At 72.1% G+C, this 15,299-nt stretch carries 14 protein-coding genes; all 14 read right to left on the bottom strand.

The features are described from left to right. Window positions 1-31: 31 nt before the first annotated feature. A complete protein-coding gene (locus INQ48_41550) occupies window positions 32-1,669 on the bottom strand; it encodes an FAD-dependent monooxygenase (protein QRF61847.1) in 1,638 nt (545 codons plus the stop codon). Window positions 1,670-1,698: 29 nt separating this feature from the next. Beyond that, entirely contained in the window at window positions 1,699-3,117 is a 1,419-nt protein-coding gene (locus tag INQ48_41545) for an FAD-binding protein (GenBank protein ID QRF61846.1), read from the bottom strand. Next, on the bottom strand, window positions 3,114-3,362 hold the full coding sequence (locus tag INQ48_41540; GenBank protein ID QRF61845.1) for a hypothetical protein: 249 nt from the start codon (window positions 3,360-3,362) through the stop codon (window positions 3,114-3,116). The genes INQ48_41545 and INQ48_41540 overlap by 4 nt, the downstream gene beginning before the upstream one ends. A 65-nt stretch (window positions 3,363-3,427) precedes the next feature. Further along, window positions 3,428-4,183, bottom strand: coding sequence for an SDR family oxidoreductase (locus INQ48_41535; protein QRF61844.1), 756 nt, complete (start codon window positions 4,181-4,183; stop codon window positions 3,428-3,430). A gap of 2 nt (window positions 4,184-4,185) precedes the next feature. Next, window positions 4,186-5,403, bottom strand: coding sequence for a 2-methylaconitate cis-trans isomerase PrpF (gene prpF, locus INQ48_41530; GenBank protein ID QRF61843.1), 1,218 nt, complete (start codon window positions 5,401-5,403; stop codon window positions 4,186-4,188). Beyond that, on the bottom strand, window positions 5,400-6,494 hold the full coding sequence (locus INQ48_41525) for an amidohydrolase family protein (GenBank protein QRF61842.1): 1,095 nt from the start codon (window positions 6,492-6,494) through the stop codon (window positions 5,400-5,402). The genes prpF and INQ48_41525 overlap by 4 nt, the downstream gene beginning before the upstream one ends. 32 nt (window positions 6,495-6,526) lie before the next feature. After that, window positions 6,527-7,321 carry an SDR family oxidoreductase gene (locus INQ48_41520; GenBank protein ID QRF61841.1) on the bottom strand — a complete coding sequence of 265 codons (795 nt, stop codon included), beginning with the start codon at window positions 7,319-7,321 and terminating at the stop codon, window positions 6,527-6,529. A 48-nt stretch (window positions 7,322-7,369) separates the two neighbouring features. Further along, a complete protein-coding gene (locus INQ48_41515) occupies window positions 7,370-8,074 on the bottom strand; it encodes an ABC transporter ATP-binding protein (protein ID QRF61840.1) in 705 nt (234 codons plus the stop codon). Beyond that, window positions 8,071-9,912 carry a branched-chain amino acid ABC transporter ATP-binding protein/permease gene (locus INQ48_41510; GenBank protein ID QRF61839.1) on the bottom strand — a complete coding sequence of 614 codons (1,842 nt, stop codon included), beginning with the start codon at window positions 9,910-9,912 and terminating at the stop codon, window positions 8,071-8,073. Before INQ48_41510 ends, INQ48_41515 begins: the two co-directional genes overlap by 4 nt. Continuing rightward, the gene (locus tag INQ48_41505; protein QRF61838.1) at window positions 9,909-10,772 is read right to left on the bottom strand and encodes a branched-chain amino acid ABC transporter permease; all 864 of its coding nucleotides are present in this window, start codon (window positions 10,770-10,772) and stop codon (window positions 9,909-9,911) included. The genes INQ48_41510 and INQ48_41505 overlap by 4 nt, the downstream gene beginning before the upstream one ends. Window positions 10,773-10,785: 13 nt before the next feature. Beyond that, complete coding sequence (locus INQ48_41500; GenBank protein QRF61837.1) at window positions 10,786-11,925, bottom strand: ABC transporter substrate-binding protein; 1,140 nt, start codon at window positions 11,923-11,925, stop codon at window positions 10,786-10,788. Window positions 11,926-11,968: 43 nt separating this feature from the next. After that, complete coding sequence (locus tag INQ48_41495) at window positions 11,969-12,775, bottom strand: SDR family oxidoreductase (protein ID QRF61836.1); 807 nt, start codon at window positions 12,773-12,775, stop codon at window positions 11,969-11,971. A 43-nt stretch (window positions 12,776-12,818) separates the two neighbouring features. Next, window positions 12,819-13,820 carry a tripartite tricarboxylate transporter substrate binding protein gene (locus tag INQ48_41490; GenBank protein ID QRF61835.1) on the bottom strand — a complete coding sequence of 334 codons (1,002 nt, stop codon included), beginning with the start codon at window positions 13,818-13,820 and terminating at the stop codon, window positions 12,819-12,821. Between the two features lie 30 nt (window positions 13,821-13,850). Further along, window positions 13,851-15,299 carry an MmgE/PrpD family protein gene (locus tag INQ48_41485; GenBank protein ID QRF61834.1) on the bottom strand — a complete coding sequence of 483 codons (1,449 nt, stop codon included), beginning with the start codon at window positions 15,297-15,299 and terminating at the stop codon, window positions 13,851-13,853.

Below are 15,299 nucleotides of genomic sequence, written 5' to 3'. Positions count from 1 at the left end.
CCTCTCGTTTCCATGTCCTTGTCCATCCCGCTCAATGTCCGGCCACGGTCTTCACCAGCGCCGCCGGATCGCGCGGCATCGCATCGCCGCGCCAGGCCACGTGCCCGTCGGGCCGCACCAGCACATGGCGCTTCTGGTAGGCCGCGATCACTTCGGGCTCGCGCATCGCATGCTGGCGCACGGGCACGCCCGCCGCCTCGGCCGCGGCCAGCAGCGCGGCGGCCTCGCCGGTGTGGGCCGCATCGCTCATCAGCACGAAGCCGCGGCCGAACAGGTCGAGCGTCGAGCGTCCGTCCTCGAGCCAGGCATGCGGCGCGCGCGCACCGGGCCGCGTGCCGGGCCGGTAGTTCACGGCGTCGAGGAACTCGGCCTGGATCTGCTCGGGCGACTCGGGCTCGTCGTAGACGCACACGGGCGATCCGGTGTAGCGGTTGCCCAGGTGCATGTTCTTCGAGAACCACTCCTTGCGCAGCCCGTCGGACAGCGCCTGCCCCACCTGCGCGCGGGCGCGGTCGCCCGCCTCGCCGGCCTCGAAGACCTGCGCGGTGTGCGGCACCTGCTGCATCACCTCGAGGTTGCTGGTGGAGAAGCGCGTGATGCGGTGCGCGATCGGGCGGCGCTCGATGCCGTAGGACGCCAGCAGCGCCGGACCGCCCCAGCCCTCAAGGCAGGCCGAGAGCTTCCACGAGATGTCGACCGCGTCGCCGATGCCGGTGTTCATGCCGAGCCCGCCGGTCGGCGAGGTCAGGTGGCAGGCATCGCCCGCGATGAACACGCGATCGCGCCCGTAGGCGTCGGCCACCTGCTCGATGCGGGTCCAGCGCAGGATGCTGAGGATCTCGAGCTCGAACACGCGCCCCACCGCGCGGTGCGCGAAGGCCTTGAGCTCGTCGTCGCCGTAGACCTTGCGTTCATCGGCGGTGCCGATGATCGACATGCGCCACTGGTCCTTGCCGTTGATCGCGACGATGGTGGCCCACACGCCCTGCGCGCCGACGAACATGTAGCGATAGCCCGGCACCTTGTCGTGCAGCGCGTTGAAGCCGGCGCAGCGGAAGATCACGTTGGTGGTGTGCGTGAGCACGCCCTTGCCCTGCATGCCGATGCCCAGCCGCTCGCGCACGGTGCTGCGCCCGCCGTCGCAGCCGACCAGGTAGCGCGCGCGGTAGACGGTCCTGACGCCGGTGGCGGCATGCTCGGCGGTGGCGGTCACGCCCTCGGCGTCCTGCTCGAAGTCGAGCAGCCGCTGGCCGTAGCGCAGCGAGACGCCCGGGCGCGAGCGCGCGAACTTCTGCAGGATCGGGTCGAACATGTTCTGCGGGCAGCGCTCGCGCTTCTGCGGGCTCTCGGGCGGCGGCCGGTCGTCCTGCATCGCCGGCATCGGCTGGCGGCCCAGTTCGTAGCCGTCGAGCGTGGTCAGGTAGACGTTGTCCTGCGGATAGGCGCGGTTGTAGTCGCTGCCCTCCACGTCGCCCACGATGCCCCAGCGCCGGCAGAACTCCATGGTGCGCACGCCCACGCCGTCCATCTTGGCCTGCCGCACCACGCCGTCGCCCTGCTCGATCAGCACGCACGCATGGCCGCGCCAGCCCAGGTCGCCCGCGAGCGACAGCCCCACAGGACCGCCGCCCACCACGAGCACGTCCGTCTTCACTGCTTGTTGTTCCATTGCTTCCCAGTCTTGATGTTGCGCATCGCTCAAGCGCGCGCCGTTGCGCGCTCGCCCACGATGTGCTCAGCGGCGCGCAGGCCGGTGGTGGCGGCCTTCGCCAGGCCGCCCACGTAGCCGACGTCCTCGCCGCCCTCGAGGCCGCCGCTGGCTCCGCCGGCCGCATACAGCCCCGCGAAGGGCGCGCCCTGTTCGTCCATGGCGCGCGACCATTCGTCGATCGCGAGGCCGCCCATGGTGTAGGTGATGCCGGCGCACACCGGCACGCCGTAGAAGGGGCCGGTCGCGATCGGCAGCGCCTTGTAGCTCGCCAAGGTGCGCGGCGGCGCCAACTGCCCCGTCGTGCCCGCCGCCAGCGCGGCGTTGTGGGCCTCGACCGTGGCCGCGAGCGCCGCGCCGTCGATGCCGAGCTTGCCGGCCAGCGCCTCGATCGAATCGGCCCGCTCGATGGCGCCGCCGCACTTCTCCATGTGCGGATTGGGCGGCAGGAAGCGCGAGGTGCCCGGCCCGTCCCAGATCGGCTGGTCGAAGACCACGAAGGCCGACAGCGGATCCACCAGCGCCGCGATGCGGTTGGCCAGGTAGACGCCGCCGCGGCCCTCGTCGGCGATGCGCCGCCCGCCCGCGTCCACCACGATGGCGGCCGTGGCCACGTTGTCCATCCACGGCAGCGGCCACAGCCGGTCGTCGGTCATCGCGTTGCGGTTCATCACGTGGCCGTAGAAGCCGCGCAGGTCCGACAGCCGCGCCCCGGCCGCCTGCGCCATGCGCACGCCATCGCCCAGGCCCGAACGCGCATTGCGCTGCAGCAGCTTCGCGGGCTCGGGCGAGATGCTCTGGCGCAGCAGCGCCGGATCGCACTGGAAGCCGCCGTCGGCGATCACGACCGCATCGGCCTCGATCGCGAACGGGCCCTCCTGCGCCGCGCCCTTCACGCCGACGCAGCGTCCGTTCGCCACCAGCAGTTCCTGCGCCCGGTGCCCGCGCCTGAGCTCGCCGCCGTGGCGCGCCAGGGCCGCGCCCAGCGTGCGCAGCAGCACGTCGCCGCCGCGGCCGCGCCATTCCGAGCCCACGCGCTGCAGCGAAGGCGGCGACAGCACGAAGTTGTGATGCGGCTCCGAACCGCCCTTGATGAAACGGATGCCCTGCGACTGCAGCCACTTGACGGCACGGCGCGCATCGGTCGCGATGGCGCGCGCGAGGCCCGCGTGCGCGGCGCCGTGCGTCGCGTCGAGGATGATCCGCTCGAGCCGGCCGGCCTCGGTCTGGATGTCGTTGAGGCAGACGTGGAAGGCGCCGCCGGTCAGGCGCGAATTGCACAGGTACTCGGGATCGGCCGAGCGCTCGAGCACCACCACGCGCAGCCCGGCCTCGGCCGCGCGCACGCCGGCGGTCAGCCCCGCCAGGCCCGCGCCCACCACGCAGACGTCGAATGTCATCGTGCTCATCTCGGCATCAGCGTCTCGGCGACCAGCTCGATCACCTCGACCGCCACCTTCATGCCCATGTGCACCGCCGCCGCGAGCACCAGCGCGATCGCATACAGCTCGACGACGCCGGTGCGCCATGCCAGCCAGATGCCCAGCGCGGCGACGCCCGCGCTGGCCGCGCCGACGATGCGGCGCTTGTGCTTCAACACCGACCGGATCTGCGGAAACGGCACGGGCGCTTCCTGCTCCAGGGTCTGCTCCATCGGGATAACTCCTTGATTGTTGGAAAAAGGGCGAGGAACGGCGGGCGCATGGCCCAGCGTCCGCGTCAGGCCATGGTTTCGCCGCCGTTGATGTCGACCACCGTGCCGTTGACGAAGCTGGCGCCGTCGCTGGCGAGGTAGAGCACGGCCGAGGCGATCTCGCCGACCGTACCGAGCCGGCCGGCCGGAATCTTCTTCGCAGCCTCGGCGAGCACCTCCGGTGCCGAGGTCCGCGCCAGCGGCGTCTCGATCTGCCCGGGCGCGATGCAGTTGGCCGTGATGCCGAAGGGCGCGTAGTCGCCCGCGATCTTGCGCGTCATGCCGATCACCGCGGCCTTCGACGCCGAGTAGTGGGTGCCGGCGCGCGGCGAATAGGTGCGGCCCGCGCGCGAGGCGATGTTGACGATCCGGCCCCACCCCTTGCGCTTCATCGCCGGCAGCATCTTCTGGCACAGCAAAAAAGGCGCGGTGGTGTTGACGCGGAAGACGAACTCCCAGTCCGCCAGCGCGATGGCCTCGAACTGCGCGATGCGGCCATCGACCTTGGGATGCACGCCCGCGTTGTTGACCAGGATGTCGACGCCGTCGCACAGCGCCAGCACCTGGTCGCCGACGCGATCGAGCGCCGCCAGGTCGGAAAGATCGGCGACGACGGCCTCGGCCTGCGCGCCCGCGGCGGCGAGCTCGGCGGCCGCCTCGCGCACCTGCTCGCTGCGATCGAGCAGGATCACGCGGATGCCGGCCTCGGCCAGCAGCCGCGCGCTCTCGCGGCCGATGCCGCTGGCCGCGCCAGTCACCAGGGCGGTTCGTGTAGAGGTCATGTTCATTGCTCCTTGTTCGTTGAATTCGCGGGGGCCGCCTCGAAGCAGGCCGCCGGCACGCAGACGGCGCCGACCATCAGCCGGCGCGCGCTGCGCGACAGCGATACGCGCCGGATCCGCCAGTGCCCCTCGGGTGCCCGTTCGGCCTGCGCGCCGACCTCGATCGCGCCCGAGGCATGGCCGAAGCGCACGCTGCCATCGGCCTTCGCCGGCGCGATGCGCGAGACGACGGTGCCAGGCACCGCCGCGGCCGCGGCGATCGCCACCGCGCCGGTGCCGGTCATCGCGTGATGCAGCTTGCCCATCGACAGGATGCGGGCCACGAGATCGATCTCATGCGCCGCCACGCGGCGTCCGCCGGCCACGCGATGGTCCACCGGCGGCGCGACCCAGGCGAGCTTGGGCGTCGCGGGGCGCGATTCGGTGGCCTTCTGGGCCGTGCGCGCCAGCCCCATTCGCACCGCCGCATGCGCGCGCAGTTGTTCCAGCCGGGCGAGCAGTTCGGTGTTCGCATTGATCTCGCCCTGCGATTCGGTGCCGCTGAGCCCGAGGTCGGCGGCCGCGACGAACACGGTCGGGTTGCCCGCATCGACCAGGCTGGCCTCGACGCTCGCGGCGCCGGGCACTTCGAGGATGTCGATGGCCCGGCCGGTGGGGAATAGAGCGCCGCCACCGCCCTCCTCTCCTCCCGCCGGGTCGAGGAAGTCCAGCCGTATCGCCGCGCCCGAAAAGCTCAGGCCATCGAGTTCGAAATCGCCCTCCTCGACCACCTGGCCGTCGCGCATCGGTACCTGCGCGACGATGCGCTTGCCGATGTTGGCCTGCCAGATCCTCACCGTGGCCATGCCATCGCGCGGCGCATCCACCAGGCCACACGCGATCGCGAAGGGACCGACCGCGGCGCTCAGGTTGCCGCAGTTGCCGCTCCAGTCGATCACCGGCGCCTCGATGGCGACGGCGCCGAACAGGTAGTCGACATCGCAGTCGGGCCGGCTCGCGGGGCCCACCAGCACCACCTTGCTGGTGCTCGAGGTCGCGCCGCCCAGGCCGTCGATCTGCTTGCCGTAGCGGTCGGGGCTGCCGATCGCGCGCAGCAGCACCCGGTCGCGCAGCGCGGCATCGCTGGCCATGCCTTGCGGCAGCGCGCGCGTGTCGAAGAACAGGCCCTTGCTGGTGCCGCCGCGCATCCAGGTCGCCGCGATCTCGCGCTGTCCCGTCATGCGGTGTGCTCCGGCGCGCGCTGCGCCAGCGCGGCCGGCACCCGGTAGGTGCGCACCGCCGTGCCCGCCAGCAACGCCGCGCGCTCGTCGCTCGACAACGGCGCGGCCAGCCGCTTGAAGGTGTTCCACATCGTGCGGTAGCTGCACAGGGACTTGTCGACCGGGAAGTTGCTCTCGCACATCGCGCGCGCCGGGCCGAAGGCCTCGAGGCAGACCTCGAAGGACGGCCGCCAGGCCTCGGCCAGTTCCGCCGACGTGGGCGGCAGGTCGCGGTCGTGGAAGCCGAAGCCGCCCAGCCGCATGCCGAGGCCGCCGATCTTGATCGAGACCTGGGGCCGCTTCGCGAGCTCGCGGATGCCGGCCGCCCACTGCGCGAAGGTGGCCGCGGGATCGGCCGCGTAGGGGCCGAGGCCCGCGCGTCCACCCATGTGGTTGAGCACCACGCGGACCTCGGGATGCGCGTCGACCAGGTCGATGAGTTCGGCCAGCTGCGGGTGGTAGACCCAGGCATCGAACACCAGGTCGAGCGGCGCGAGCTGCGCGAAGCCGGCGCGGAAGCCCTTGTCCATCAACAGCCCTCGCGGCGGCGGCCGCACCAGGGTGCTGACCTCGGGACTCGCGTCCCAGGCTGCCATGTGGCGGATGCCGCGAAAGCGATCGGGCGCGCGTGCGACGCAGGCCTCGAGCAGCTCGCGCGCGGAGGCGCCCTCGCTCAGGTCGACCTTGCCCACGATGGCCGCGCACACGCGCACCGGTCCGTAGACGCCGCTCGCGCTCATCGCGCCGATGCCGTTGGTGAACTCCACCTGGCCCAGGCAGGCCAGGCGCGGGTCGCCGTCGGCGCGGTACATCGAGGTGCATTCGACGAAGCCGGTGCCGCGCACGTGGTGGCCGCTCGCATGGATGTCGGCCAGGATCTCGGGCAGCAGGTACAGGCTGTGCGGGCGCCGGTCCCACAGGTGGTGGTGCGGATCGAAGATCGGCAGCTCGGGTTCGAGCACGGGCTCGCTGCGCAGGGCCAGCCATTCCTCGTCGACGAAATGGTGCGGCGCGGCGCCGCGCAGGGGTTTGGCGTGATGAGCGGTCGACATGGCGTTTTCCTTTTTTTGGGGCGACGCGGCGCTCAGGCCATGAAGGTGCCGCCGTTGACGTCGATCACGGCGCCCGTCAGGTAGCCCGAGTGCTCCGAGGCCAGGAAGGCGGCGACGTGGCCGATCTCCTCGGGCGTGCCGATGCGGCCGACGGGAATCGCGCCCACCAGCCGCGCGCGCTGCGCCTCGTCGCCCTGCTGCGTCATCGGCGACTCGATGCGCCCGGGCGCGATGCAGTTGACCGTGATGCCGTCGGCCGCCACCTCGGCGGCCAGCACGCGGCTCATGCCGATCATTCCGGCCTTGGAGGCCGCGTAGTGCACGCCGGCCGTGCCGACCAGCGTGCGGCCCGCGCGCGAGGACATGTTGACGATGCGGCCCCAGCCGTTGCGCCGCATCGCGGGAATGGCCTCGCGGCTGAACACGAAGGCGCTCGTGAGATTGACGTCGAGCACCTCCTTCCACTGCGCGGTGCTCATGGCCGTGACGCCGGTGCGCTCGCCGTCGGTCTTCGGATGGATGCCGGCGTTGTTGACCAGCACGTCGAGCCGGCCGAAGCGCTCGAGCGCCGAGGCCACGAGCGCGCGCACGCCGTCCTCGTCGGTGACGTCGAGCACCGCCGCCTCGATTCGCAGGTCCCGCGCGGCATGGGCGGCGACTGCCTCCGCGACCTTGGGCGAGCGGTCGATGGCGATCACGTGCAGGCCGGCTTGCGCCAGCGCCACGGCCACGCCGAGGCCGAGGCCGCCGCCCGCGCCGGTGACGGCGGCCACGCGCACGAGCGCGGCGCCGGGCGCGGATGGATCGATGGATGTCTGTGGGGTCATGGAATCCGGTGTCCTCGAAGAATGGAATGGGTTCGTGCGCGGCGCGCTCTACATGCCCATGAAGGCGGCGCGCACCTCCTCGCTCGCGCGCAGCGCCTGGGCCGGGGCCTCGGTGACGACGCGCCCGCCCTGCAGCACGTAGCCGCGGTCGGCCGTCGACAGCGCCATCTCGGCGTTCTGCTCGGCCAGCAGCACGGCGATGCCGCCGCGCGCGAAATGCCGGATCGCGGCGGCCAGCTCGCGTACCACGATCGGCGCGAGGCCGAGCGTGGGCTCGTCGAGCATCAGCAGGCGCGGGCCGGCCATCACGGCGCGCGCGATCGCCAGCATCTGCTGCTCGCCGCCCGAGAGGCTGCCGGCCGCCTGGGCCTCGCGCTCGCGCAGCCGCGGGAAGCGCTGGTACATGGCTTCGCGGCGCGCCGCGCGCTCGCCGCCGTCCTTGCCCAGGTAGCCGAGGTCGATGTTCTCGCGCACCGTGAGCTGCGGGAACACGTGGCGCCCCTCGGGCGACAGCGAGATGCCCGCGAGCAGCCGCTCGCGCGTGTCGGAGCGCTCCAGCGCCCGCCCGTCGATGGCCACCTTGCGCGCCGTGTGCGGCGTGAGCGCCATCACGGCCTTGAGGATGGACGACTTGCCCGCGCCGTTGGCGCCGATCAGCGCCACCACCTCGCCCGGCGCGATGCGCAGCGAGACGTCGTGCACCGCCGTGACGGCGCCGTAGCGCACCTGCAATCCCTCGATGGAGAAGCTCATGCCGGCACCTCCTCGGTCGCGGTTTGCGCGGCGGCCGGCTCGGCGGGCGTGCCCAGGTAGGCGCGCAGCACCTCGGGATGCACGGCGATGGCGGCCGGCGTGCCCTCGGCGATCTTGCGGCCCTGCTGCAGCACCACCATGCGGTCGCAGATCGACATCAGCAGCGGCAGGTTGTGGTCGATGATCGCGATCGTGCAGCCGTCGGCGCGCACCCGCTGCAGCACGGCCGCCAGCCGCATGCCCTCGGTGTGGTTGAGCCCGGCGGCGGGCTCGTCCAGCAGCAGCACGCGCGGCCGCGTGGCCAGCGCCACCGCCACGCCGAGCAGCTTCTGCTCGCCGTACGGCAGGGTGCCGGCCACGGCATCGGCGCGGTCGGCCAGGCCGACCGCCGCGAGGCAGCGCGCCGCGTTCTCGCGTCGCTCGCGCTCGCGCGCCTCGAAGGCCGGCGTGCGCACCAGGCCCGCCCAGGGCCGTTCGCGATGCAGCAGGTAGCTGGCGAACAGCACGTTGTCGAACGCGCTCAGCGACGCGCAGTGCGCGGTCTGCTGGAAGGTGCGCACCAGCCCGCGCCGCGCGACCCGGTTCGGCGCACCGGCATCGATGGCCTCGCCGGCCAGCCGGATCTCGCCCGTGCTGGTCGCCATGAAGCCGCCGAGCATCGACAGCAGCGTGGTCTTGCCCGCGCCGTTGGGTCCGATGATGCCGAGCAGCTCGCCGCTGGCGATCTGCATGTCGACGCCGTCGACCGCGATCAGGCCACCGAAGCGCCGGCCGACGCCGCGGACGGTGACGATGGGCGCGCCGACCGCGGGGGCCACGGAGCGCGCCTCGCTCGCCTCCACCACCGCCACCGCGGGCAACGCCGCGGCGACCGTGGCCGCCCCGCCGGAAGTCGCCGGCCTGCGCCAGCGCGGCAGCAGCGACACGAAGCCCTCGGGCAGCAGCCGCACCACCACCAGCAGCAGCAGCGCGAACAGGCCGAGCCGGTACTCGTCGATGGCGCGCAGCATCTCGGGCAGCACGCCGAAGGCGATGCCGCCGATCACGGGCCCGATCAGCGTGGCCTTGCCGCCGAGGATCACCGCCAGCAGGCCCGCCGCCGAGTGCTGCACGCCGAACAGGTCGGGCGAGAGCACCAGCGCCTTGGGCACCAGCAGGCCGCCGGCCAGCGAGGCCAGCGCGCCCGACAGCGCGATGTTGATGACGCGCGCGCGCAGCGTCGGGATGCCGACCGATTCGGCCAGCGCGGGCGCCTCGCGCACGAAGGTCCAGGCGCGCCCGAGCGGCCCCGCGCGCAGCCGGGCCAGCAGCAGCAGCGCCAGGCCCAGCGTCGCGAGCAGCACGAACAGGTAGCCCTGCTGGCCGCTCCAGCCCAGGCGCTCGGTCCAGGCCATGGGCTGGACCATGACCATGATGCCCAGCGGCCCGCGCGTCACGTCCATCCAGTTGGTGGCCACCAGCCGCAGCATCTCGGCCAGCGTGAGAGTGGCGATCGCGAAGTAGGCGCCGCCCAGCCGCACCGAGGCCAGGCCGACCAGCGCGCCGAGCGCCGCGCCGGGCAGCAGCGCCAGCGGCACCGCGCTCCAGTAGTCGAGCCCGCCGCGCGTGACCAGCAGGCCGACCGCGTAGGCTCCCACGCCGAGGAAGGCCGCGTGGCCGAAGCTCACGTAGCCGAGCTGCCCGAAGGTCAGCCCCACCGCGAGCGAGAACAGCGCGAGCACCACCGCGTAGCTCAGCACGTCGGCCACGTAGGGCGCGGTCGCGAGGCCGGCGATGGCGGCGCTGGCGAGCGCCACGCCGGCGAGCAGCACCGGCAGCCGAGTGAGGAGCGCCTTCATGCCGCGCGCCCCATCAGGCCGTGCGGCCGCCACAGCAGCGTGACCAGCATCAGCGCGTAGATGGCCGCGGCGGCGAAGCCCTCGGACATGAACGCGCCCGCCAGCGCCTCGACCACGCCCAGCAGCACGCCGAACACCACGGCGCCCCGCACGCTGCCCAGCCCGCCCATCACCACCACCACGAAGGCCTTGATGATCACGGCATGGCCGATCTGCGGCGAATAGAGGATCACGGGCGCGAGCAGCGCGCCGCCGAGCCCCGCGATGGCGCTGGCCAGCACGAAGGTCAGGCTGTTGACGCGCTGCACGCGGATGCCCACCACGCGCGCGGCGAAGGCGCTCTGGGCCACGGCGCGCAGCTGCACGCCGAAGGCCGTGCGCCGCAGCAGGAACTCCATCGCCACCAGCACCACGACGCCCGCGCCGAGCACGAACACGCGCTGCCACGGCACCGCGACGCCGCCGGCCGTCCACACGCCCGGGATGCCCGGCACGTTCTCGGCCTGCGCGCCGAAGCTCACGAACACCGCCTCGAACACGATGATCGAGGCCGCGAAGGTCGCGAGCAGCACCTCGGACTTGTCGTGGCTGCGCGCCAGCAGCGGCGCCACGCAGACGCGGTCGAGCAGCGCGCCCAGCGCCACGCCCGCCAGCACCGCCAGCGGCAGCGTCGCCAGGTAGGGCAGGCCCCAGCGCGTGCCCAGCAGGGCCGCGAGCGCGCCGACCATGAACACCTCGCCGTGCGCGAAGTTGATCACGTGCAGCACGCCGAAGACCAGCGTCAGGCCGAGCGCGACGAAGGCGTAGCCCACGCCGTTCGACAGGCCGTTGGCCAGCAGCTGAAGGACGAATTCCGTCATCGGTGCCGTCCGCTCACTGCGACGCCGTCAGCTTGCCGCCCTTGGCGACGAAGTCGACGTAGTCGCGGGCCTGCGACTGGCCGCCGGCATCGAAGCGGATCTCGCCGCGCGGCGTGGTCCAGGCGTTCTTGTGCAGCGCCTGTGCCACCTTGGCCGTGTCGGTGCTGGTGCCGGCCGCGGCCATCGCCTTGGCGGTGAGCCACACCGATTCGAAGCCCAGCACCTCGACCTTCTCGGGCACGTGGCCATGCTTGGCCTGGAAGCGCTTGACGAATTCGTCGTTGAGCGGATTGCGCCGCGTCGAGACGTAGATGTCGGAACCGAAGGCGCCCTCGGCGGCGTCGCCCGCCAGCCGCAGGATCTGGTTGTTGAGCACGCCGGTGGCCGTGCACTTGCGCGCCTGCAGGCCCACGGTGCCCATCGCGCGCAATGCGTTGGCGGCCTGCTCGGGCTTGCCCGCCACGATGCACACGGTGTCCGCGCCGCTGGCCTTGACCTTGGTCATCAAGGTGCTGAAGTCGCTCTGGCTGAGCTCGAAGGTCTCGCCGGCCACGAACTTGTCGCCGAAGCGCTTTTTCGAGCCCTCGATGACGTAGCGGCCGTAGTCCGTGTTCTCCGCCACCACCGCGAGCTTCTGCGGCTTCACGCGCTCGAGCAGCTGGCGATCGAAGTACTCCGAATCGGCGTCGAGCGTGGTCGTGAGGCGGAACACCTTGTCGTAGCCGGACTTCGTGAGGTCGGGGTGCTTGGGCACCGCCGCCATGAACAGCACGTTGTTGGCGCGCGCGATCTGCAGCACCGCCAGCGCCACCGTGCTGCTGATCTCGCCGGCGATGAACTTCACGCGGTCCTGGTTGATGAGCCGCTGCGCCGCGGCCACGCCCTCGACGGGCTGGAAGTTGCTGTCGTAGACGATGAGCTGCACCTTGCGCCCGCCGAGAATGCCGCCCTGGTCGTTGATCATCTCGGCCGCGAGCTCGGCGCCCTGCTGGCCCTGCTGGCCGATGACGCTCTTGGTGGGCATCAGCACGCCGATCTTCACGGGCTCGCCCTGGGCGAAGGCGGCGGACGGCAGCGCGGCGCAGGTGGCGAGCAGCGTGGCCGAGACGGCCGCGAGCAGGCGGCGGCGAAGGGGTCGGTTCGAATGGTTCATGGCGTGTCTCCGGTTCCGGTCAATCGATAAAAAGCAATGAGGGTCACGACGGCGTGAGCACCTTGCCGCCGCAGACGGAGATGCACTGGCCGGTCACGTAGGAGGAAAGATCGGTCGCGAGGAACTCGAGCGGCCCCGCCATGTCCTCGACGGTGGCGAGGCGGCGCAGCGGGATCTTCGGCAGGTCGGCATCGCCCACCATGCCGCGCGCGCGGGCCTGGCTCGCGACGCGCGCGGTGGCCGTGGAACCGGGCGCGATGCAGTTGACGCGGATGCCGTCGGGCCCGACCTCGGCCGCGAGGAAGCGGGTGAACTGCACCACGCCGGTCTTGGCCATGCCGTAGTGCGCATAGGCGCCGGCGCGGTGCGCGGCGTCGAGCCCCAGCGTCGAGCCCACGTTGATGATGTTGCCGCTGCGCCGCGCGCGCATGTGCGGCAGCACGGCCTGGCTGCAGTACACGGTGGTCATGAGGTTGACGTCGAACATGTCGGCCATGTCGCGGTCGCTCATCTGCGAGGCGCGGCTAGCTTCGATCGGCGCGAAGGCGCCGCCCGCGTTGTTGACGAGGATGTCGACGCGGCCGAAGGCCTCGACGGCGCGCGCCACCAGCGCGTCGGCGGCCGCGCGCTGGCGCAGGTCGCCCTGCACGCCGATGCTGCGCCGGCCCAGCGCGACGATCTCGTCGCTCACGCTGGCCGCGCTGAGCTGCTCGTCGAAGCGGCGCGCCGCGTCGAGGTCGACGTCGGCCACCACCACGTGGCAGCCGAGCCGGGCGAGGCGCAGCGCGAAGCCGCGGCCGATGCCGCGCGCGGCGCCGGTGACGATGGCGACCTGGTCCTGGAGTTTCATGAAGGGGTCCTCGTTGAATGGAGATGGCAAGGCGGCGGATGCCTCACTGCTGGACCAGGCCGTACTCGTCGGCGATGCGGCGGTACTGCGGAATCTTGGCGGCCAGGTCCTTCTTCATGGCCTCGCCGTCGAGCACGTACAGCGGCACCTGCATCTGCTCCAGCAGGCTGCCGAAGGCCGGGCTGCGCGCGGCCTTGAGAAAGGCGGTCTCCAGCGTCCTGCGGATGGGCTCGGGCGTCTGCGCGGAGACCGCGAGGCCGGTGATCCAGGGAAACTGCCAGTCCACGCCGAGCTCGGTGAAGGTCGGCACCTGCGGCATCGAGGGCATGCGCTGGCGGTCGAGCAGCGCGAGCGCGCGCAGCTTGCCGGCCTTGACCATCTCGGCGTAGTTGGAGGTCGGCGCGAAGGTGGTCTCGCCCGACACCACCGCCATCAGGCTCTGGTTGGCGCCCTGGTAGGGAATGTGGTTGAAGCGCACGCCCTTGGCGCGCTCGAGGGCCTTGGCGCCGAAATAGGCGGTGTCGGAGGTGCCGACCGTGCCGAAGCTCAGCTCGCCGGGACGCGCGCGCGCATCCTCGATCAGGTCGTCGAGCGTGCGGTACTTCGAGTCGGCCTTGACCACCAGCGCATGCGAGGGCCCGGCGTAGTTGAGCACGTAGGCGATGTCCTTGAGCGGATCGAAGGGCGCCTTGGTCAAGAGCGGGCTGATCAGCACCACGCTGGTGGTGACGGCCACCAGCGTGTAGCCGTCGGCCGGCGCGCGCAGCACCTGCGCGGTGCCGATCAGGCCATTGGCGCCGGGCCGGTTCTCCACCACCACCGGCTGGCCCAGGTCGTCGGCCACGAGCTGCCCGATGCGGCGCGCGCTCACGTCGGTCAGGCCGCCCGGCGGGAACGGCACCACGATGCGGATCGGCTTGTTCGGGAAGGCATCGGCCGCGCGCGCCGGCTGCGTGAGCGGCGCGAGCACGGCGCCCAGCGCCATGGCCGCGCACAGCACCCGCGATGCGATGCGGGGAAGGAAGGGACGGACGATGGGGCTCATGTCGGCTCCTGGGGATGGATGGGGAAGGCCTCAGCAGGCCGGATCGAGCGCGCGGGTCAGTGCGCGCACGTCGGAGAGCGATTCGAGCGCCATCACCATGTCGACCGCCTCGTCGATGCGCGCGTCCCAGCGGCTGGACATCGGCGCGAGCGTGCGCGCCATGCGGCGGAACTTGTCGACCACGTCCTGCTCGCCATAGCGCGGCGCGCCCTCCCAGCTGTCGCCGAGCGCGAAGTCGCTCTCGAGTTCGAACTCGCGGCCGCGCGCGCGCACCACGGCGCGCGACGGCACCTTGAGCACCTGCTGTTCCAGGCCCCAGGTCGCGGGGTCGTAGCCCCTGGGCTCGTTGGCCAGGCGCACCTTGCGGCGCATCGCGCGCGCCGCCTCGCCGCGCATGTTCCGGTCGCTGAACCACTCGGGGCCGGCCGGCACGCCGAGCGCCACCATCGCGGCCGCATGCGGGAAGCTGAAGGTGGCGGCCACGAGGTTCGGCGGATCGCCGTCGTCGGCGAAGCGCGGGTACGGAATCATCGGGAACGAGCGCAGCTCGATCGATTCGATCTCCTCGGCGCGCAGCGCATGGCGGCGCAGCAGCTGGTCGAAGGCAGTCAGCGCGTAGTGGATCCAGCGGCAGCAGGGCCAGAACTTGATCGAGGTGCCGGGCAGGTACCACTCGCTGCCCAGCTTCGCGAGCATGGCGCCGGGATCGAGGATCACGCCCTGGAACACCTGCGCGTAGCTGTCGGTGTCGAAGATGTCGCGGATGCCGCGGATGCCTTCGCGCGCGTGCCAGGCGGCCATCAGCCCGCCCTGCGCGTTCCAGCCGGTGTCGGCGTACTTGAAGGTGCCCAGGTCGGTGTCGCGCCCCCACTGGCGCGACCAGTCGCGGCCCACCATGTACTGGGCGCAGTTGCCGAAGGCATCGGCGAGCTCCGCGGGCGTGGCGCCGATCAGGCGCGAGGCCGCGGTGCAGGCCGCATGCACGCCCTGCCCCGGGCCGACCAGGCCGGTCCAGCCCCTGGTGCGGCCCTGCTCGTCGACGGTCACGCGCGGGCTCAGGAAGTTGCCCAGCCGCACGCCCACCTCGAAGCCCAGCGTGAAGGCGGCCAGCAGGTCGGCGCCGTTGCCGCCCTGCTCCTCCGAGAGCGCGAGCGCCGCGCCGAGGCTGGCCTGCGCATGGTGGCCCTGGACCTTGTAGCACTCGTCGATGTCGAGGATGTTCCCGAGCCGCCCGTTGGCCCAGGCGGCGGTGGCGACCGAGGTCTTCTGGCCCGTGCCGAGCACGCTGGCCGGGCCGCCGGTGCCGTTGCGCTGCACCATGCGCCGCACCGCCAGGCCGGGATCGGTGCCGACCGCGCCGATGGCGCAGCCCAGCGTGTCCAGCAGCAGCAGCCTGGCACTGCGGCGCACCGCCTCGGGAATGTCCTCGTGGCGGGTCTCGATGGCGAAGGTCGCGAGTCGGCGGGTGGTGGTGTCCAT

The sequence above is a fragment of the Variovorax paradoxus genome (assembly GCA_016806145.1).
Lineage (GTDB): Bacteria > Pseudomonadota > Gammaproteobacteria > Burkholderiales > Burkholderiaceae_C > Variovorax.
This window is presented reverse-complemented; position numbering and strand designations above follow the sequence as displayed.